Genomic DNA, 18345 nt, shown 5'->3' on the forward strand with positions numbered 1-18345 from the left:
ACGATGCCGTAGCGCATCTCGACTGATCCAGGTCCTCATGAAGCCATTCAATTCTTCCGCTGTATTTCTCGTTCCCGCTGCACCGCTGCCGTCCAGATCGCCCGGTGACCAGCTGACATTCCGGACTCTTCGGCGCGGCGACATCGTCGTGCTGGCCGCCCGCGGCGAAGCCGACGCGTTCACGCTGGCCCTGTGGCGCCGGAAGGTGCGCGAAGCGGCCGATAGCGCTGCCACCGGAGGTGGAGCGCTGATCATCGATGCCACCAGACTCGGTTTCCTGTCGTTGCGCACACTGGAGGCATTGGCGGCCGACGCGGCGGATTACCGTCGCGACGGCGTGGAGATATGCCTGGTGACCGGTAACCCGAGGCTCGCGCGTCTCGCCGGCACGGACCCCCGGACCGCGAGCCTGCCCATCCGCGCCACCGTCGTCGCGGCGGTAACCGTACTGCGGCCTCCGCCGGAGACCGCGGCCCCGCGACCGGGCCGATTTCGAGCCCCGCCCATCAGCGGGGACGAGCCGGGCATCGACCGGTCCGCCTATCCGGCCGGCGAGATAATTCCCGGGGACGCGGCCGGTCTCCCGGACACCGTGATCGGTTCGGCCATGCCGCGCCGCCGGTAATTCACAGTCCGTCCGCAACCGGCCGAAATCGCGGCCGCCCGGACCACCGTCCTCGCCCCCGGCACCCACAGCCCGGCGCCGGCCCCCACCACCCCGGCGTCACACCCCGTCGGCGCCTCCCCTGCCGGGAACTGCCAGGGCCTGTGGTCCGCGGCCGGGGCATCCACGTGGCCCGGTCAAGCCGATGGCACCATCGCTTCCCCCACTGCCGCCACGGCGAGTTGCCCACTCGGCGGTAGCTCGGGCCGGGAGTGTGCGGCGTCGTCCGGGCCCGACTGTGCACCGGCACACAATCCTTCAACCACGCTGAAGGAACTGCTAGGCTTCAGCTCACCTGAAGGTCGAGAGGGAGCTGTCCATGCACAACCTGCTGCTGTCGGTCCATGTCCTGGCAGCGATCGTTTTCATCGGGGGCTCGGCCGTGGCCACCAGTCTGTTTCCCCGCTACGCGCCGGTAGCGGGAACCGGCGGCACGACACCGGAACGTCAGCACGCCGTCGCCGCCGTCCTGCACCGGATCACCGGCACCTACGCTCGGCTCGGCCTGACCGTCCCCGCCGTCGGCATCGTCCTCGCCACGCTCCAGAACCGCATGGGTGAAATCTGGATCACCATGGCGATCGTTCTCACCGCGTGCGCCGCCGCGATCATCATCACGACGATCCACCCGATGCAGCGCCAGGCGCTCGAGGCGCCCGACGACGGGCGGCGACTGCGCACCCTCGGCATGCTCACCGGCGGTTACAACGTGCTGTGGCTCATCGACGTAGTGCTCATGATCGTGCGCCCCGGCGCCGCCTGACCCGGCACGACCGGCGAGAAGGTCACCGTGCCCACCTCCCGACGATATGAGGACGAACTCCCGTGAGCATCCGCCACTACCTGTACCGCGCACCCTCCCTCTCCGCACGAGAGGCGATCGACGCCGTCCGCGACGGCGCACTGATCGTGGATGTGCGCCGGCAGTTCGAATGGAATCGCACCCACATTCCCGGCGCGGTGCACCTACCACTCGAACAGTTGACCGCAGAATGCGAACAGTTGCCCGACGATCGGCTTCTGATCACCTTCTGCACCGGCGGACTACGGTCCTACGGCGCCGCGAATCTCCTCGTCGAACACGGCTTCGAGGCCAAGAACATGTCGGGCGGCCTGGTCGAATGGCGTGCCGCCGGTGGCGCACTCGAGGCAGGTGGGCGACCGGACCGGTGACGGCCGCCGGGTCCGGATACCGCAGGGTGCGCGGCGTCGAGACCCTGGACACCCAGCCGTGACAACTCCGATTGTCAGCAATCGGACGGCCAACGCTTTCTTACCGCGTACGGGCCGGACCCATTGATATCGGTTCCAGCGCATGTGGATGGGCGCCGCGAATATCCCCGCCTTCCACGGGCCGAACTGCCAACATTCCGCAAATACCGGAACTGCGGATTCTTTGTCAACGGTGGTTAAGTTCTCGTTGATCGTCTCCTCCCACAGCCCGGAAAGTGATCGAATGTTCTGTACCGGAGGAGAGAAGTAATATCGTCCGGGCCCGCGCCCAGGAGGTTGTCACCGTGACCGAGACCAGCGGCGCCACGCTGCGTCCGTCCGCACTGGACCGGTTGGTCCAGCTCGACGAAAACGAGGCACTGTCCGTCGAAGATGTGCGGTCCGCGGCGCGCGAGCTAGGTCTGGCCGAGGGGCAACTACACCAGTGGCTGACAGTCCACAGAGCGCGGCGCACCCCGCACGCGCCCCAGAAGGTACCCGAAGCCGCCACTCGCATAATGGGTTACCGCGACGCCGAACCCCAGGACCGGGCCGCCGACGTCGTACTCACCACCGGTGACGACGCACTCCCCCGGATTCCGGACAGCGATGTCACCACATTCCGCGCCGACGCGCACCGCGAGCTGACCGCGCCGGAATTCGCCCGTCTCGACGCGGTCTACACCGAAGGTATCGACGCGACCTGCCGCTGGCTCGCCGCGCGCACCGGCCGTCCATGCGTACACCACCCGGGCGGCACCGCCGCGGCGATACCGTTCGGTGAACCCGGAACCGCCGGATACTTCTGGGATCGTTCGCTGTCGATCACCCGCCCCGGGCTGCCCGAGGCGAACCACCCCAGCGACCGGCGCGAAATCCTCGGGCTGTACCGGTTTCTCGGCGAGCTCGTCTGCGGCAGCCCGGGCCGTGGGCACACCGTGGCCCGGCTGCGCGGGGCACAGGCGGGCTTCCTGCTGCACGGTATGCGGCTGAACCTGCCGCCCGACCTCAACTACTCGGTGGGCCCCGGGTTGACCACCGCGTGCGTCGAGGACGGCACCCTCGCCCGGATCCGGGCGCGCGCCACGAACCCCGTCGACGCGGCAGCCCTCGCCACGGCGTTGTGTACCGGCGCCACCACGGTGGAACTCGGTTCGGTGCCGTGTACGGGACTCACCCGCGACGGACTCGTCTTCACCGGGCCGATCGGTTACGCACAGCCCGCCGACCTTTACGTATGGGTTCTACCGGGTTCGGTGCGAGCGCTGTTGCACGAGGCCCGCGCGCACCAGGAAGCCCGCCCGGAGCCCGTGTCGAAACTGTTCGCCGGCGGCATCGGCGGTGCCGGTCGCCGCCTGCGCCAGACCGCCGCGCGTTGTGCGGTGACGATGCCGGAACTCCATCACTGGCACCACAGCTGGATCCGCGGGGCCGGGTTGCTGCGGGGGGCCGACTCGCCGGAGCCCGTGTACAACACCGATCTGTTGTTCGCGCTGCGGCTCGCTCCGAATCCCGCGCCGCCGCGACCCCGTTCGGTCTGATACCGCGGCGGGACGGTTCCGGGCGCACGGGGAGTCACCCGGACCATGGGCCTTCCGGCACCGGTAGGGAGCCGGTGGTGTGCGCGGGTATGGAAGGCACGGCGGGCCCTCCGCGCCCGGGGAGGACTGTCGACAGTGCCCCGAGCACATCGGCCGTCTGGTCCGCGGGACCACCGCGGGTGTGCGCGGCCACCGTGAAACCCGGGCCGAACGACGCCGAGGCGACTTCCTGCGGCGGGGCATCCGACCAGCCCCATTTGGTGCCCTGGACGCCGGGCAGCGTGGCCGTACCCCAGTTCTGTTCGGTGCCGTCGGCGGCGCGGGGTGCGGCGGTGGCCATCCAGGACAGGATCGGGGAGGCCGGATCGGTACGCAGTTTGGCGTCGAGGAAATCGGCCACATCGGCGGTACTGGTGGTGGAGCTGCCCCAGTTCGCGCCCGGCCGGGTTTCCGACAGCCCGTATTCCGCGGCGACCATCGCGATGGCCCCGGGATATTTCGCCGCCACCGCGTCGGCGGCGGCATCGTCGGAATACCGGATCATCCGCTCACCGTGGGCGAGGTCACCGGCCGAACCGTCACCGTGGCGCAGTGCGTAATCGGTGAGGTAGAGCTTGGCCAGCGACAGCGCGCTGCGCACCTGATGCTCGTCGGCGGTGCCCCAGCTCAGGCCGGTGAGCGAACGGACCGAGATGGCCGTGCGCCGCGCGGGCTCGCCCGCGGCGGTGGGTGGGACCGGGTCGGGTACCGGCGCCGCCTGCGCGACAGGCGGACCGAGAGCGCAACAGGTGACGAGTGCGGCGAAGGCAAGGGCGCGGTAGTCCATGGCCTCTCCCGGCGTCGGTGCGGGCACGGTCGGCCCGCGTCATCGACCACTTTCCCTGGGGCACGGAGCACAAACTCCGGTCACGACTCATCGAGGTAACAGTCGGGAGACGGTAGATCCGCCCCGGCACTCCGCCGGACCGAACGGCCCGGTCCTCCGGCCCCTCGATCGAGCCCGGTTTCCCGGCGACCCCCGATCAGGTCCAGTTTTCCGGCGACCCCCTGATCAGGCCTGGTTTCCCGGCCCTCGGGTCAGACCCGCCCGGCCACCGCCACCGCCACCGCCGGCGCGCCGGCCCGCGGTCGCCGTGCGGCACCGCACAGGAGTGCCGCCACCACACACAACCCCGCGGCCACGAAGAAGGCGAGATCATAGGAACCGTGGGCGTCGCGAATGAAACCCGCGCCGAACGCGGCCACCGCGGCACCGAGCTGGTGCGCGGCGAAGACCCAGCCGAACACCACCGGAGTCGAGGCACCGAACCAGCTGCGGCAGATCGCGATCGTCGGGGGCACGGTGGCGACCCAATCGAGACCGTAGAAGACGATGAAGACCCACGTGCTCGGCTCAGCACTCGGGGAGAGCAGCGCCGGCAGCAGGAGCAGTGACGCCCCGCGGCCGAGGTAGTAGATCACCAGCAGTACGCGGGGATCCACGCGATCGGTGAGCCAGCCGGAGAAGACCGTGCCCGCGACGTCGAAGATCCCGATGGTCGCCAGCAGCGACGCGGCCACGGTGACCGGCATACCGTGATCGTGCGCGGCGGGTATGAAATGCGTGCCGATCAGTCCGTTCGTCGTCATCCCGCAGATGGCGAAACTGCCCGCGAGCAACCAGAACGCGGGAACCCGGGCGCCCTGCCCCAGCCCGGCCAGTGCCGCCGTGAAGGTGCCGCCCGGCAGCGGCTCGGCGGCGGGCTCGGATTCGCCGCCGTAGGCGGTGAGGCCCATATCGCCGGGACGGTCCCGGATGAACAGCACGACCAGCGGGATCACCGCCAGCGCCGCGAGGGTCACGATGATCGAGGCCCAGCGCCACCCGAACGCATCGGTGACCCCCGCGACCACGGGCAGGAACACGAGCTGGCCCGTCGCGCTCGCGGCGGTGAGCACCCCGGTGACCAGCCCGCGCCGGGCCACGAACCACCGGGTAGAGACGGTCGCGACGAAACCCATGGAGAGGGACCCGGTACCGAGCCCCACCAGCACACCCCACAGCAACACCAGCTGCCAGCTCGCGCTCATGACCGTGCCCACACCGGTCCCCGCGGCGATCAGCAGCAGCGCACCGGTGAGGATCGGACGCACGCCGAATCGGTCCATGAGCGCGGCGGCGAACGGGGCGGTGACGCCGAACAGCACCATGTTCACCGACATCGCGGCGCCGATCGTGGCATGCGACCAGCCGAATTCCTGGTGCAGCGGGGTCATCATCACACTCGGTACCGCCCGGAACCCGGCGGCGCCCAGGATCGCCACGAAACTGACGCCCGCGACGATCCAGGCGAAATGCAGGCGTGGTCGCCGACCGGCGCGCGCGACCGCGGCGCCGGGATCGATCTTCGTCATCACGATGATCAGATTCCCGTAGCCGCCGCCGCGCCACCAGTGGCAGAATCGACAATATGCGTGAAGATCGTGCCAATGGCGGTTCTCCCCGGCGCCCGCATACCGTCGCCGTGCTGTTGCTCGATCCGGTGGTCGGTTTCGACGCCACCATCCCCTCCCTGGTGTTCGGCGAGGCCACCGACGAGGACGGCAACCCGCTCTACCGGGTCGTGACGTGCTCCCTCGACGCCGCGCCCGTACCGGCCACCGCGGGATATTCGATGGTCGCCGCGGCCGGGCCGGAAGCGCTCGCCACCGCCGATACAGTGATCCTGCCGGGCACCAGGTACCGCGCCGCCCGCTCCGGCGGCGAACTCGGCCCCGCCCTCGCCGCGGCACTGGCCACGGTGCCCGCCGGAGCCCGGATGGTGTCCATCTGCACGGGCGCTTTCGTGCTCGCCGCCGCGGGGGTCTTCGACGGCCGCCGCGCCACCACCCATTGGCGCTACGCCGATGATTTCCGCCGGCTGTTCCCGGCGGTCGAACTCGACGAGACCGTGCTGTTCGTGGACGAGGGCGCGGTGCTCAGTTCGGCGGGCCTGGCGGCCGGAATCGATCTGTGCCTGCACGTCATCCGCCGCGATCACGGCGCCACCGTGGCCAACCGGGCCGCTCGATACTGCGTCGTACCACCCTGGCGCGAGGGCGGGCAGGCCCAGTTCATCGAACATCAGGTGCCCGGCCCCGACGACCTCAGCACCGCCGCGACCCGGGCATGGGCGCTGACCCGGCTGGCCGAGCCGCTCGGCGTCACGACCCTCGCCGCGCACGCGCGGATGAGCCCCCGTACCTTCAGTCGCCGGTTCCGGGCCGAGACCGGGCTGTCCCCGGGCGCCTGGCTCCGCGACCGCCGGATCGATCTGGCACGGGAACTGCTGGAGTCGGCGGATATCCCGGTGGACGAGGTCGCCCAGCGGTCCGGCCTCGGATCACCGGACAACCTGCGCCACCATATGCGGCGCGGTCTGGGGATGTCGCCCTCGGCGTACCGGAAGACGTTCGCCGGCCCCTGATCCGGCGCCCGCACCGCCCAGGGTTCGGCCCGCGGCGATCGCGGCCGTGAACCACTGGATCACCACGGTCGACCTTTGACGCGGCCGGGCTCAGGCCGGATGACCGGGCCGCAGGCCGGCGACATCGTGGAGGCGCAGCACGGTCGGCGCGGAGACCGGGGCCTCGGCGTCCTCGGGCGCCAGCACCAGGCCGACGTGGTCCCCGAAATCGTGCCGGGTGAGGATGCGACCCCAGAACCAGGCCACGGCGTCGAGCAGGATCGGGACCCCGTGCGGGCCGGAGCGCCAGCGGCACCGGTCGAATTTGTCGATCTCGTCACCGGTCTGCGTGCCGAACAGCACCGCGAGTTCCGCCTGGCGCGCACCGACCAGGTGCACGGCGGCGAACTCCGCGCCCCGCGCGACCCGGAAGGTGTGATTGGTCTCGGACAGGCAGACCAGGAACCGGGCGGGGTCGATCCCGACCTGGGACGCGAATCCGACCAGGCACCCGGACCGTTCACCGCCCGCGGCCAGGGTGACGATGTACACGGGGGCGTCGGCGGCGGCGACCAGATCGTCGAAGGCGTCGGACTCGGAGCGTGTGTTCGCCGGCATATGCCGTGTATATCAGGACGGCCCCGCCGACAGGACCGCCGTCAGTAGTAGACCGGGCCCGGGACACCGCTGCCCACCGCGACAGCGTCGCCGCTGATCGCGATACTGCGCGGGGATGCCAGGAAGGTCACCTCGCGGGCATCGACCGTCACGTTCACACCGGCGGGGCCGAGTTCGTCGGCGAGGTTCTCGGTCAGCGCGGACACGCTGATATTGCGCACGGTCTGGGCGATCGAATGGGCCTGCCGGGCACCGAGTCCGCTGGTATTGCCGGCCAGTTCTCGAAGCCACGCGCGGCGTACGGGCGGGGGGTACACCGGCCGCACCGCACTGCGGCCGGCGTATCTCCGTGCTCAGCGGGGACGGAGGAGGCCGGCCTGCGCTTGGAGGGCGCGGGTGGCATTCTCCAGGTCGCGTGGTTCGGCGATCGTGGTGTTGCGCTCGTAGGTGACGCCCGCAGGCACGTCGTCGCTGCCTTGGGGGTCGGCGTCCCAGAAGTTGTCCCGGTAGACGACGTTCTCCAGTGGCGGCGTGACCTGCAGGACTGCGGTGCTGTCGGCGCGCATGACGACGTTGTTCTCTATGGTCGCCCAGGAGACGCCGTATGCGTCCCCGGATGAGTTGCCCGGTCATCGGGCTCAGTGCGACAGCCTCGGCAGGTGGTGCCGTGCCAGCCAGCACCCGGGAGATCGTGCGGGGACGGGCATCTGCCGAATCGGCACCGATACAGAACAGATAGCCCTATGGTCCGCAGGTGGGGTCACGCGGTAAATCCGCCGTCTATGTTCAGGCTGGAGCCGGTGATGTAGGCGGCATCGGGACCAGCGAGATAGGACACGAAGGCGGCGACTTCGGCCGTGGTGCCGTATCGGTCCAGTGCCATGACGCCGAGCATGCTCGGTGCGGCGGGCCCGGCGGCCGGGTTGGCGTCGGTGTCGATCGGGCCGGGCTGGATGTTGTTGATGGTGATGGCACGTGGCGCCAGCTCGTGCGCGAGACCGCGGGTCAGGCTCGCCAGCGCGCCCTTGGTCATGGCGTAGATCGATTGGCCGGGGAACGGTGTGCGGTCGGCGTTGATACTGCCGATGTTGATGATGCGCCCGCCGTCGCTCATATGTGCCAGGGATTCGCGAATGGCGACGATCGCGGATCGGACGTTGATCGTCAGCATCGCGTCGATATCGCCCATCTTCAGGTCGACGATCGGGGCGAAGGTGCCGACGGCGGCGTTGTTTACGAGGATGTCCAGGCTGCCGAAGTGGTCGACGGTCTGCGCGACGGCGGCCTCGACATCCGGCTCGTGCAGGCTGTCGGCGTGGATCGGGTGTGCGGTGCCGCCCGCCTCGTCGACCGCAGCCGCCACGGCCTGCGCCCGCTCACCGGAGCGGGCGTAGGTGAACGCCACTTTCGCGCCGTCTGCGGCCAGCTTGGCGACGATACCGGCGCCGACTCCCCTGGACCCCCCGGTTACCAGCGCGGTTTTGCCTTCGAGTGGTCGTGTGGTCATGTGCGGTGCCCTCTCGACTAGATATTGAATGACCACTCAAATACACAGCGCTCCGGGCTGTTTGTCAAATTTGAACGATCACTCAATAATTGGTATCGTTCAGTCATGGCCAGGCCGAGGAAGTTCGATGAGCAGGCCGTCCTCACTGCCGCGCGAGATACGTTCTGGCGCTGCGGTTACGCCGCCACGTCGGTTCAGGACCTCACCGACGCGGCAGGACTGGGGACGCAGAGTCTCTACGGGGCGTTCGGCAGCAAACACGACCTGTTCCTGCGGGTCCTCGACGACTACTGCGCCTACCAGTCCGCCGGGCTCGAGGCCGCCGTCACCGCGGACCCGAGCCCGTGGCACGGGATCACCTCCGCCGTCACTTTCGAAGACGGCGGTCGCTTGGACTTGCCGGCGCAAGGCTGTCTGATGGCCAACAGTGCTGCGGCTCTGAGTGCTCAGGACGAGGAGGTCCGGTCCCGCGCGTGCCGGGTCTACTCCGAGACTTTCGCACTGTTCACCCGGCAGATCACCCAAGCTCAGGAGCGCGGCGAGATCGACGCCGACATTGATCCGGAGGCGACCGCGCGTGCCTTGATCGCAGTCATGCAAGGGATCGAATTCCTGCACAAGTCCGGCATCGGCGAGGACGAGATGCGGCTCGCCAAAACCGCCGCGCTCGAAATGATCGAACGCTCCGTCGGGCGCTGACGGGCCCATCGACCAACGCTCGGGGTGTACCCACTCATGACAACGATCGGCATTATCGGTGGTGGGCCCGCTATGGCCTACGCGTGTGAAGCCGGCCCGGGGACGTCTCTTCTCCGCATGGATCAGCGCCGACTTGTCCTCGTTGGTTCGCGCTCCTGATGGTCGACGCCGGCGGACGGGCGGTGGGTGGCCGTCATTTCCGGCTGCGGGGCGCCCGCAACGCGTGGGAGGGCTTCGGTGGTGGGATGTGTGTCCTGTCCGCCGCGCGTGGCTTGTTGCGGCGGTTGTGATCGGTCGAGTCGGTGTAGTGCGAAGGCCGACAGTGCGCCGATGAGGCCGAGTCCGGCCCATACCGCCCAGTCCGCGCCGGCGGCTCGGGCGGCGCCGACGACGGCGCCGGTGGCGAGGTTGCCGGCCAGGATGCCGATGCCGACGATCGTGTTGTAGAAGCCGTAGTGGGTGGCGACCAATTTCCCTCCGGCGAGTGAGACGACGGTGTCCATTTCGAAGGGGAACACCGCGGCGGTGCCGACCGCGAGCACTGCCGTGGACAGCAGCAGCGCGATGATCGCGGCGGCGACACCGAATCGTCCGGGCCCGGGCACTGCGAGGAGCGGCAGGAACGCTGCGGCCAGTATCGCCATACCCACCGCGAGACTGCGTCCGGTTCCCCAGCGGGCCTCGAACCACCCGGTGATCCGCAGCTGGCCCGCCACGGCGACGATTCCGGAGACCACGAACAGTGCCGAGACCAGCACCTGCGCGCGCGCACCTGCCAGGTATTCGGCCTGGAGCGGTAAGGCCAGATACACCTGGAACGACAGCACATAGGAGCCGATCATCGTCAGCGAGAACCACAGGAATCGGCGGTTGGCCGCCACTGCGCGCCAGTCCTGCAGCACCGAGGTCTGTTCACCGGGCGTCTGCTCGCGGCGGGCGGGCAGGGCCGATAGCTGTGCGACGGTCAGGACCGCGAACACGACTGCTGCGGCTGCGGCGGTGACGCGGAAGTCGAGGAACATCAGAGCCAGGCCGACCAGCGGTCCGGCCAGGATGCCGGCTTGGTAGAAGATGTTGAACATCGCGAACGCTTCGACGCGGCGCTCGCCGGTGTCGGCGGCCAGATAGGCGCGCACGGCCGGGTTGAACAATGCGCCGGCGAAACCGGTAGCGGCGGAGGCGATCAGCAGCCACGGCAGGGTGGTCGCGAATATCAGCAGCGCGAAGCCGCCGGTGCGCAGCAGACAGCCCGCGACGATCAGGGGTTTGTAGCCGAGCCGGTCGGCCAGTGTGCCGCCGATGAGGAACATGCCCTGCTGGGAGAAATTACGGACACCGAGTACCAGCCCGACCGCCCACGCCGCCAGCCCCAGGGGTCCGGCGAGGTAGCCGGCCAGGTACGGCATCAGCATGTAGAAGCCGAGGTTGATGCCGAACTGGTTGATCATCAGCAGCCGCGCGGCGAGGTCGAAGCTGCGGAAGCTCCTCAGTACGGTCACGATGTGCTCTCTCCTGCCGAGTTGCCGGTGTGCGGGTCGATGATGGTGGTGGTGCGGGTCCACGAGTGCACCACCTGCTGGTCCGGGTGTGTGATGACACCGGGTTCGATCGGCGGGGTGGCGTCGAGTAGTCCGTACTGGCGGCAGTAGTCGTCGTTGTAGATGGTGTCGAAATAGCGGTGGGGACCGTCGGGGAATACTGCGGCGATCCGGGTATCGGCCGGGAAGGTGCGCGCGGCCCATCCGGCGACCAGCGCGACGGCCCCCACGCTCCAGCCGCCGGTCACGTAATGGGTACCTGCCAGGGCGCGGCAGGCCCAGACCGCTTCCGCCGGTGCCACCCAGTGCACTTCGTGGAAGGCGGGATAGTCGACGTTGCGGGGAAAGATGCTGGAGCCGAGCCCACGCATGACCCGCGGGCCGGCGGGCTGGCCGAAGATCGTGGACGCGACCGTGTCCACGCCGATCAGCTTCAGATCAGGATTGAATCGGCGCAGCACCCGCGCCACACCGGCCGAATGACCGCCGGTGCCGACAGCACACACCAGCACGTCGACTCTGCCCAGTTGTTGCGTCAACTCCAGGCCAAGGGATTCGTATCCGTCGACGTTGTCGGGGTTGTTGTACTGGTCGGGGCACCACGCACCGGGCTCGGCCGCCAGGAGTTCCTCGACACGGTCGCGGCGGGCCTGCTGCCAGCCACCGCTGGGGTGCGGCTCGGCCACCACCTCGACGCGGGCGCCGTAGGAGGCGAGCATGCGCTCCACAATCGGTTCCAGACCCGGATCGGTAACCACAGTGACAGGATGATGGAACACCGCTCCTGCCAGCGCCAGCCCCAGTCCCAGAGTGCCGCTGGTGGATTCGATGATGCGCGCCCCGGGCGCCAGGTCACCGCGCTGCTTCGCGCGCCGGACCATGTGCAGTGCGGGCCGATCCTTCATCCCACCGGGGTTGAACCCCTCCAATTTCGCCCAGAACCCGCGGCCGGTAGGCGCCAGCGGCGCCCCCACCCACAGAACCGGGGTATTGCCGACCAGCGAACTCGACTCCCGCACCGGAGCGGGCGGGTTGAGCACAGCCGCAGCAGACGCAGCGGACTTGCCGGACACGACGTTGTTCATGATCGTCGCTTTCTGTATCCGAACCGCCACACAGGCGGTTGAGACGGTGAGCAGGCAGCGAACACCGGCCGACAGCACACGACGGCCTGGCGCTGACCTGTCAGCGTCGGGAGATACAGAAATTCGTGAGAATGGCCTGCCCGTTCAACGCGGGTAAACCGGTACCCGGCGGCCCACGGATGCCCTGGGCGCCGCCGGTGAACATCACGGTCACCGTGGCCAGGGTGACCACGCCGATCAGCACCATCCACAGCAATGGCGCTACGGTCGCGCCACCGGAGGGCAGCAGCGACTTCTCGACGCAGAAGATCATGTGCTGATCACCGTGGTGACCGACAGGGCCGCTCATACCGTGCGGGTGATCGGTCTGCGCGCTACCGACGGACAACGCGGCCACCGCACCAGCGGAGTGGGCGTGGGCGTGCTCGTCGACCCGGTCCAGGGTGCAGTGCAGGATCGGGACGATCAGCAGCACCGCCATCAGCAGTAGCACCACCGACGTACGCCGTGGACCGGGCGATGTCTTCACCGCGGACCACTCGGATCCGGGCCGCCGCAGGCGGCCGCGGGCATACGCGCCGCTCACCCCAGGTGGTGCACCGGCGTCGCCGCGTCGGACACCGTCTGCGCGTCCGAGCGAAACAGCGGCATGTGCGAACATCCCGCTCACCTGCACCACCTCCTTGTCTTCATTGTTCTCGCGCTGCGGCCGGAGCGGCGGAGCAACACCGCAACGGTCGCGAAACAACGCAATCGTCACCGCCGCCCTCCCTCGCCATCCTGTGACCGAGCCACCGGTGGCACCCATGGGAGACACGAACGGGTATAGGGCGCCAAACCGGTGGTGAGCCGACAGTCGCATCGACCGCGAAGAAGCCACCCAGAAAGCCGTCGGTGTTGAGGCGTTCCGGCGGTGGATGGGCACCGTTGAGTTACTCGTGGACCTGAGTGTTCCTTGTGGGATGCGCGTGACCATTGTCCGCGTCGAGGCCCGCGAGCAGGCGCAGACCGTCCTCGGCGGGGCTGCCGGGGGCGGCGGATAGCACCAGCAGCTCCATACCTGTTTCGTTCGGGAGTGCGAAGTTCTCCTGGTGCAGTTCCAGCAGTCCGACCAGGGGATGCCGGTAAGCCTTGCGTCCATGTGTGCGGGCGCGCACGTCCGCGCGGGCCCAGAGGCGGCGGAATCGCTCGCTGCCCATTGCCAACTCGCCGATGAGCGAGGCCAGGCGGGGGTCCTCGGGGTATTTGCCGGCCGCCAGGCGCAGGTGCCCGACCACGTCGAGGGTGCATTTCTCCCAGTCCGCGTATAGGCCGCGCTCGGCCTCCTCGAGGAAGATGTGCCGGGCGGTGTTCAGGCCCGGCATCGACCGGCCATAGAGGAGTCCGGCGAGGCGGTTCCCGGCGAGCACGTCCAGGCGGTGGTCCATGATCAGCGCGGGTGCATCGGCGACCAGATCGAGGACGCGCAGCAGCTCCGGCCGGACCCGCCCGCCCGGTGCCTTCGCGCGCCGACGGCGCTGCCGGGCGAGCCGGTAGAGGTGCCCGCGTTCGGTCTCATCGAGGCCGAGGACGCGGGCGAGTGCGTCGAGGACCTGCGCGGAGGGCTGGGTCGCGCGGCCCTGTTCCAGGCGTACGTAGTAGTCGACGCTGACTCCGGACAGGTGCGCGATCTCTTCGCGGCGTAACCCTTCGACCCGGCGACGGCTGTCGGTGGGGATGCCGGCGGCTGCCGGGTCGACCCGGGAACGCCGGGTACGCAGGAAGCCCGCGAGGTCGTCCATGCGCCCAGTATGAACGACAGCGACGCCGACGAAGGTGGTCCTGTCGTTACCAGGAAGTCCAGTCCGATGGAAGATGCGCCCCTGAATGCCGGGCGCTGCGACAGCCAGGCTCGAAGGACCCCGATCCGAAGGAGTTCTGATGAAGACGCTGATTGTTTATGCCCACCCGGAGCCGAAGTCGCTGAACAACTCGCTGAAGGACCTCGCAGTGTCCACCCTGGAGGCCGCCGGGCATGAGGTACGGGTGAGCGATCTGTACGCGATGAACTGGAAGGCGGTCGTGGACGCCGCAGACTACGGCCCCGACGCCTCGAGTCCGCTGAAGGTCGCCCTGGACTCGGGCAGGGCCTTCGACGCCGGGACGCTCACCCCGGACGTCCGTGCCGAGCAGCAGAAGCTGCTGTGGGCCGACACGATCATCTTCCAGTTCCCACTGTGGTGGTACGCGATGCCCGCGATCCTCAAAGGCTGGGTGGACCGGGTGTTCACCTACCATTTCGCGTATGGGGTCGGCGAGCACAGCGACACCAAGTATGGTGAGCGCTTCGGTGAAGGCACCCTCGCGGGCAGGAAGGCGCTGCTGTCGGTGACCGCCGGCGGCCCTGAGTCGCATTACGCGGCCCGCGGTATCAACGGCCCCATCGATGATCTGCTGTTCCCAATCCAGCACGGCGTCCTTTACTACCCGGGCATCGAGGTGCTGCCGCCGTTCGTGCTGTACGGCACCGACCGGATGACCGACGATGCCTACCCGGACGTCGCCAAGGCCTGGGAGCAGCGCCTGCTCACCTTGGACTCGACCGAGCCGATCGCGTTCCGGCAGCAGAACTTCGGTGACTACGAGATCCCCTCGCTGCACCTGAAGGAAGGACTGGAGCTCGCGGGCCGCACGGGTTTCGGACTGCACGTGCGCGCCTAACCGTAGGAAGCCAGTACAGCTACCTGCGCAGGGCGATCCAGCCGAGTGCCATCTGGCCTGGTTGCCTGGCCTGAACGAAGTCGGCCACCGTCACGAAGTGCTCAGTCGGGACGTAGGCGGTGGTGACGCCGAGCCCGACACCACCGCGCTGCAGAATCCCCGGGCCCCGCTCGTCGACGGCGGCCACGGCATCCCGGTGGCAAGGGCCGCAGGCCCGCGGCAGTACCTCTCGAACCGGGCCACGCCGGCAGCTGTGCCACGGCTCCTATCGGTGGGCGGGTGCACCATCGAGAGCATGAGCGACGCGCTGTGCACATTGCCGTGGTTGGGGTCGTGCCCGATCGCGTGGTCACCGACCCGCCGGTCGCGGTGGCACGTCCGGCCGAGCAGCCGATCGCGGTAGCTCGACGGGTTCAGTCCGCTATGCGAGTGTTCTGGAAGCTACTGAACAGCCAGCCCCCATTGCTCCGCACGGCGACCCGGGTCTGAATGGATTTCGCGCTCGGATCCGGAGTCGTATCGGGTGGTACCGGACGCCCTGCCCGGGTGGTCAGGACGGCGGTGGCCGGTGCCGGAGTGCGCAGGCTCAGTATCTCCGGTTTCGGCATCCGGGTCCCTTTCATGAACCCGTTCAGTCCCTCCTGCACGGTCGGGGCGATGGCGTGGCGTCCCTGCAGGTATTCGCCGAATACCGAGACGAAGACGGCATCTTCGGTGAAGGTCGCGGCAAAGGCAGATCCGTCGCCGGCTGCCCAGGCATCGATCTGCGCCTGCAACAGGGCGTGTATTTCTTTTTCGACCTTCTTGTCGATGGCCACGATTTTCCTCTCTCGGTTATGCCCAACGGCTCGGTACAACGATGCCCGGACAGGCTCAGGGGCTCAATGACCTCCAAGGTCATATATCGACTGGGAACAGGTCCGGCCTGCCCCAAAGGCGAAAATCACCACTTCTCGACATCGTGGGCGGCCGCAAGGCATCCCGTGCGCAGGTGGTCCGCGCGCTCGCGCGCGGCAGGTCACCGGGCCCCGATGTGCCCGGAAACATCACGGCGATGAGTGTGTCAGCGGCCAGTGGAAACTCACCACCGGCGGCCACGTAGTGGGGAGCTATTGGCCGTCAAGGCAATCCCCCGCAACAGAGTGGGAAGTCCTCGGTAGCAGCTGTATGAGATGAGACGTCGTGCCGGTTCGACTTGACCTCAACCATGATCGAGGTTTGATTATCGAGGGATGAGCATTTTGTTCCACAACACCATGCGGATAACCGACGGTCATCTCGAACAGTTCGAGGAGGCCGTACAGCGGGCGGTTGCGTTCGTCGAAGAGCATGGCCCGCAACTGATGGTGCAGGTCTTTCTCGACGAGGACCGCGGGCTTGCACACAGTTTCCAGCTCTATCGCGACTCGGAGGCAGTGCTCGCACACTGGAAGTTGTCCGACCCCTACATCCAGGATGTGATGGAGCACTGCAGCATTCAGTCGTTCGAGACCTACGGCGAGATGTCCGACGAGGTGCTCGACGGGCTGCGTGCTGGACCCGTCGGCGAGGTGACGGTACGGCGAGCGCTCACCGGCTTCCATCATTCGGACGCCGGATCGCAATCTGCCGCGCCGACTCCGTGGTGACCCCGTGCGCTACCACCCGGATGCGGTGTCGCCGCACTCGTGTCGGTCGTTGCCGTGTTCGGCGTGCTCGCCCTGGCCGTGCATGGGCTCTTTTGGATCGTGCCGCGCTCGCGGTCGCCATCTACCTGCTCAGCGGCGCTGAGGGCCCTCGGCCGTAGAGGGCCCCGTAATCCTGAAACTGTCAGGAAGTGCAAAGTAGGGGCCAACGGCTCTCTGGTGGGTCGCTCTTACCGCAGTGCGGAATGCCGTACAACGCCACCGCGTCCCAGCCGACCACACCGATCCCGGATGATGACGGGTCCACGCCGAGCGCGGTATCCGCTCGCGCGGCCACGGTCGCCGATCCCGCTCGGGCCGATCCGAATTCCCGAGGGGGGCGGCGGCTTGCGCCGGACTGTCGCCCGGCCGCCGCCGCACCGGGCCCGGTACCGTGGATCAGGCGGCCGTGGTGATCGAATCGGCCTCGCCGGGCTCGGCCATCGCCTGTTCACGCAGGGTCCGCAGCGTTTTGGCGAGGATCCGCGACACCTGCATCTGCGAGATATCGAGCCGTTCGGCGATCTGCACCTGGGTCATGTTCGCGAAGAACCGCCAGACCAGGATCTGCCGCTCCCGCTGCGGCAGTTCCGCGATCAGCGGGCGCAGTGTCATCGCGTCCTCGAGCAGCCGGTAGCAGGGGTCCTCCCCGCCGAGCCGGGCCAGTACCGCCGGCGGCGAGACATCGTCGTCCTGGTCGTCGGTGGGGGCGTCGAGAGAGCTGCTGGTGTGCGCGTTACCGGCGATGAGCGCCCGGGTGACGTCGGTGAGATCGGCGTCGAGTTCCGCGGCGATCTCCCGCGCGGTGGGCATCCGGCCCAGCCGCTGGTACAGCGTCTCGGTGGCCGGGCCGATCCGCAGATGCAGTTCCTTGGTGCCGCGCGGCACCCGCACGGCCCAGGTGTGATCGCGGAAGTGGCGGCGCACCTCGCCCATGATGGTCGGGATGGCGAAGGACAGGAACGAGCTGCCCCGCGACCCGTCGAAGCGGTCCACCGCCTGAACCAGGCCCAGCCGTGCGATCTGGAGCAGATCGTCGAACGCTTCGCCGCGGCCGGAGAAACGGCGCGCGATATGTTCGGCCAGCGGCAGGCAGCGGTGCACGATCTGCTCGCGTAGCGCCCGCCGGCGCGGATCCTCGGGTGCGAGCGCCGCCAGTTCGGCGAAGAGTGGTTCGATATTGTCGTAGCTGTCGCCGGGGCCGGGCACATGGGCGGTACGTGACGCACCTTCTCCGGCGTGCCGGTCGGTCATGGCTTCGGTCGTTTCGTTCACCGGATGCTCCTCGGGCTTTCGCAAACCTCGTTGGTCGTGGGATACCCCCGCGACACGGTGATCGAAACGTGATCTGAAAATCACGCGAGTGTGAACCGGGCGCCGCCGGTGGCGGGCCGGGGCCGGGAGCGGTGTTTCGGACGGCCGAAAACGGTCATGCGCACCATGACGGGCGCCGTAGCCGGCAGACAGTCGTGCGGCGCGATCGCCCAGGCGAGAGAACGGAGGACCGATGACCATCCAGGACACCATCGCTCAGCTGCACCAGGACATCACCACGGCCGAGGACGCGGGTGACGAAGCCACCGCGGCGCGGTTGCGCCGGGAACTGGAAACCGCACTGCGTACCGCCGAGGACCCGGACACCGGGCAACAGGGCGCGCAATAGCGTGTCGGAAAACCGGCGGGGGCACCCGG

General features: G+C 68.5%; 21 protein-coding genes and 1 pseudogene. 9 read left to right on the plus strand and 13 right to left on the minus strand.

Going from position 1 to position 18345, the window contains the following annotated elements; translation table 11 throughout:
- Positions 1–37: 37 nt before the first annotated feature.
- The 4 genes from NF4_RS05755 (at position 38) to NF4_RS05770 (ending at position 3417) form a co-directional block, all read left to right on the plus strand.
- Positions 38–625: an STAS domain-containing protein gene (locus NF4_RS05755; RefSeq protein WP_157120011.1), complete on the plus strand. Its 588-nt coding sequence runs from the start codon at positions 38–40 to the stop codon at positions 623–625.
- A gap of 358 nt (positions 626–983) precedes the next feature.
- Positions 984–1427, plus strand: coding sequence for a hypothetical protein (locus tag NF4_RS05760; RefSeq protein ID WP_063126246.1), 444 nt, complete (start codon positions 984–986; stop codon positions 1425–1427).
- Between the two features lie 62 nt (positions 1428–1489).
- Positions 1490–1837, plus strand: coding sequence for a rhodanese-like domain-containing protein (locus tag NF4_RS05765; protein WP_063126247.1), 348 nt, complete (start codon positions 1490–1492; stop codon positions 1835–1837).
- Between the two features lie 344 nt (positions 1838–2181).
- Entirely contained in the window at positions 2182–3417 is a 1236-nt protein-coding gene (locus tag NF4_RS05770; RefSeq protein ID WP_157120013.1) for a hypothetical protein, read from the plus strand.
- A 34-nt stretch (positions 3418–3451) separates the two neighbouring features.
- Here NF4_RS05770 and NF4_RS05775 read toward each other — a convergent pair whose 3' ends face one another.
- Positions 3452–4243: a hypothetical protein gene (locus NF4_RS05775; RefSeq protein ID WP_063126249.1), complete on the minus strand. Its 792-nt coding sequence runs from the start codon at positions 4241–4243 to the stop codon at positions 3452–3454.
- A gap of 251 nt (positions 4244–4494) precedes the next feature.
- Entirely contained in the window at positions 4495–5811 is a 1317-nt protein-coding gene (locus NF4_RS05780; RefSeq protein ID WP_063126250.1) for an MFS transporter, read from the minus strand.
- Positions 5812–5867: 56 nt separating this feature from the next.
- Between NF4_RS05780 and NF4_RS05785 the strand changes: the two genes are divergently transcribed.
- Positions 5868–6863, plus strand: coding sequence for a GlxA family transcriptional regulator (locus tag NF4_RS05785; RefSeq protein WP_063126251.1), 996 nt, complete (start codon positions 5868–5870; stop codon positions 6861–6863).
- A 90-nt stretch (positions 6864–6953) separates the two neighbouring features.
- Here NF4_RS05785 and NF4_RS05790 read toward each other — a convergent pair whose 3' ends face one another.
- The 4 genes and pseudogenes from NF4_RS05790 to NF4_RS05805 all read right to left on the minus strand — a co-directional run bounded on the left by NF4_RS05790 (position 6954) and on the right by NF4_RS05805 (position 8967).
- Complete coding sequence (locus NF4_RS05790) at positions 6954–7460, minus strand: flavin reductase family protein (protein ID WP_063126252.1); 507 nt, start codon at positions 7458–7460, stop codon at positions 6954–6956.
- Between the two features lie 41 nt (positions 7461–7501).
- Positions 7502–7783: pseudogene (locus tag NF4_RS05795) on the minus strand (short-chain dehydrogenase); the annotation flags it as partial.
- A gap of 30 nt (positions 7784–7813) precedes the next feature.
- On the minus strand, positions 7814–8026 hold the full coding sequence (locus tag NF4_RS05800) for a hypothetical protein (RefSeq protein ID WP_063126254.1): 213 nt from the start codon (positions 8024–8026) through the stop codon (positions 7814–7816).
- Between the two features lie 194 nt (positions 8027–8220).
- On the minus strand, positions 8221–8967 hold the full coding sequence (locus NF4_RS05805; protein ID WP_063126255.1) for an SDR family oxidoreductase: 747 nt from the start codon (positions 8965–8967) through the stop codon (positions 8221–8223).
- Positions 8968–9072: 105 nt separating this feature from the next.
- Between NF4_RS05805 and NF4_RS05810 the strand changes: the two genes are divergently transcribed.
- Entirely contained in the window at positions 9073–9666 is a 594-nt protein-coding gene (locus NF4_RS05810; RefSeq protein WP_063126256.1) for a TetR/AcrR family transcriptional regulator, read from the plus strand.
- 122 nt (positions 9667–9788) lie between these two features.
- Here NF4_RS05810 and NF4_RS05815 read toward each other — a convergent pair whose 3' ends face one another.
- From NF4_RS05815 to NF4_RS05830, 4 genes are all read right to left on the minus strand, one after another.
- Positions 9789–11165: an MFS transporter gene (locus tag NF4_RS05815; RefSeq protein ID WP_439956737.1), complete on the minus strand. Its 1377-nt coding sequence runs from the start codon at positions 11163–11165 to the stop codon at positions 9789–9791.
- Complete coding sequence (locus NF4_RS05820; protein ID WP_084532897.1) at positions 11162–12289, minus strand: PLP-dependent cysteine synthase family protein; 1128 nt, start codon at positions 12287–12289, stop codon at positions 11162–11164. The genes NF4_RS05815 and NF4_RS05820 overlap by 4 nt, the downstream gene beginning before the upstream one ends.
- A gap of 100 nt (positions 12290–12389) precedes the next feature.
- The gene (lpqS, locus tag NF4_RS37525) at positions 12390–12785 is read right to left on the minus strand and encodes a putative copper homeostasis (lipo)protein LpqS (RefSeq protein WP_157120015.1); all 396 of its coding nucleotides are present in this window, start codon (positions 12783–12785) and stop codon (positions 12390–12392) included.
- 436 nt (positions 12786–13221) lie between these two features.
- Positions 13222–14070, minus strand: a complete 849-nt coding sequence (locus tag NF4_RS05830) for a helix-turn-helix transcriptional regulator (protein ID WP_063126258.1) — start codon at positions 14068–14070, stop codon at positions 13222–13224.
- Positions 14071–14209: 139 nt separating this feature from the next.
- On the opposite strand from NF4_RS05830, the gene NF4_RS05835 reads away from it, so the two are divergent.
- Positions 14210–14989: an NAD(P)H-dependent oxidoreductase gene (locus NF4_RS05835; RefSeq protein ID WP_063126259.1), complete on the plus strand. Its 780-nt coding sequence runs from the start codon at positions 14210–14212 to the stop codon at positions 14987–14989.
- A 19-nt stretch (positions 14990–15008) separates the two neighbouring features.
- On the opposite strand, the gene NF4_RS37530 is transcribed toward NF4_RS05835, so the two are convergent.
- Both NF4_RS37530 and NF4_RS05840 read right to left on the minus strand, forming a co-directional pair.
- Entirely contained in the window at positions 15009–15176 is a 168-nt protein-coding gene (locus NF4_RS37530; protein ID WP_157120017.1) for a hypothetical protein, read from the minus strand.
- 226 nt (positions 15177–15402) lie between these two features.
- Positions 15403–15807 (minus strand): SgcJ/EcaC family oxidoreductase, encoded by a 405-nt coding sequence (locus NF4_RS05840; RefSeq protein WP_063126260.1) that lies wholly within the window; start codon positions 15805–15807, stop codon positions 15403–15405.
- Between the two features lie 414 nt (positions 15808–16221).
- Between NF4_RS05840 and NF4_RS05845 the strand changes: the two genes are divergently transcribed.
- Positions 16222–16617, plus strand: a complete 396-nt coding sequence (locus NF4_RS05845) for a hypothetical protein (RefSeq protein WP_063126261.1) — start codon at positions 16222–16224, stop codon at positions 16615–16617.
- A gap of 435 nt (positions 16618–17052) precedes the next feature.
- Here NF4_RS05845 and NF4_RS05850 read toward each other — a convergent pair whose 3' ends face one another.
- Positions 17053–17907, minus strand: a complete 855-nt coding sequence (locus tag NF4_RS05850) for an RNA polymerase sigma factor SigF (protein WP_063126379.1) — start codon at positions 17905–17907, stop codon at positions 17053–17055.
- Positions 17908–18160: 253 nt separating this feature from the next.
- Between NF4_RS05850 and NF4_RS37535 the strand changes: the two genes are divergently transcribed.
- Entirely contained in the window at positions 18161–18316 is a 156-nt protein-coding gene (locus NF4_RS37535) for a hypothetical protein (RefSeq protein ID WP_156058531.1), read from the plus strand.
- Positions 18317–18345 lie beyond the last annotated feature (29 nt).

It is taken from the genome of Nocardia fusca NBRC 14340 (assembly GCF_001618425.1).
Classification (GTDB): domain Bacteria; phylum Actinomycetota; class Actinomycetes; order Mycobacteriales; family Mycobacteriaceae; genus Nocardia; species Nocardia fusca.

Excerpts from the sequence above, each read along its gene's own strand:
- NF4_RS05755 (WP_157120011.1), top strand. The coding sequence starts at position 38 with ATGAAGCCATTCAATTCTTCCGCTGTATTTCTCGTTCCCGCTGCACCG.
- NF4_RS05760 (WP_063126246.1), top strand. The coding sequence starts at position 984 with ATGCACAACCTGCTGCTGTCGGTCCATGTCCTGGCAGCGATCGTTTTC.
- NF4_RS05775 (WP_063126249.1), bottom strand. The coding sequence starts at position 4,243 with ATGGACTACCGCGCCCTTGCCTTCGCCGCACTCGTCACCTGTTGCGCT.
- NF4_RS05780 (WP_063126250.1), bottom strand. The coding sequence starts at position 5,811 with ATGACGAAGATCGATCCCGGCGCCGCGGTCGCGCGCGCCGGTCGGCGA.
- NF4_RS05785 (WP_063126251.1), top strand. The coding sequence starts at position 5,868 with ATGCGTGAAGATCGTGCCAATGGCGGTTCTCCCCGGCGCCCGCATACC.
- NF4_RS05790 (WP_063126252.1), bottom strand. The coding sequence starts at position 7,460 with ATGCCGGCGAACACACGCTCCGAGTCCGACGCCTTCGACGATCTGGTC.
- NF4_RS05800 (WP_063126254.1), bottom strand. The coding sequence starts at position 8,026 with ATGCGCGCCGACAGCACCGCAGTCCTGCAGGTCACGCCGCCACTGGAG.
- NF4_RS05805 (WP_063126255.1), bottom strand. The coding sequence starts at position 8,967 with ATGACCACACGACCACTCGAAGGCAAAACCGCGCTGGTAACCGGGGGG.
- NF4_RS05810 (WP_063126256.1), top strand. The coding sequence starts at position 9,073 with ATGGCCAGGCCGAGGAAGTTCGATGAGCAGGCCGTCCTCACTGCCGCG.
- NF4_RS05820 (WP_084532897.1), bottom strand. The coding sequence starts at position 12,289 with ATGAACAACGTCGTGTCCGGCAAGTCCGCTGCGTCTGCTGCGGCTGTG.
- NF4_RS05830 (WP_063126258.1), bottom strand. The coding sequence starts at position 14,070 with ATGGACGACCTCGCGGGCTTCCTGCGTACCCGGCGTTCCCGGGTCGAC.
- NF4_RS05835 (WP_063126259.1), top strand. The coding sequence starts at position 14,210 with ATGAAGACGCTGATTGTTTATGCCCACCCGGAGCCGAAGTCGCTGAAC.
- NF4_RS05845 (WP_063126261.1), top strand. The coding sequence starts at position 16,222 with ATGAGCATTTTGTTCCACAACACCATGCGGATAACCGACGGTCATCTC.
- NF4_RS05850 (WP_063126379.1), bottom strand. The coding sequence starts at position 17,907 with ATGACCGACCGGCACGCCGGAGAAGGTGCGTCACGTACCGCCCATGTG.
- NF4_RS37535 (WP_156058531.1), top strand. The coding sequence starts at position 18,161 with ATGACCATCCAGGACACCATCGCTCAGCTGCACCAGGACATCACCACG.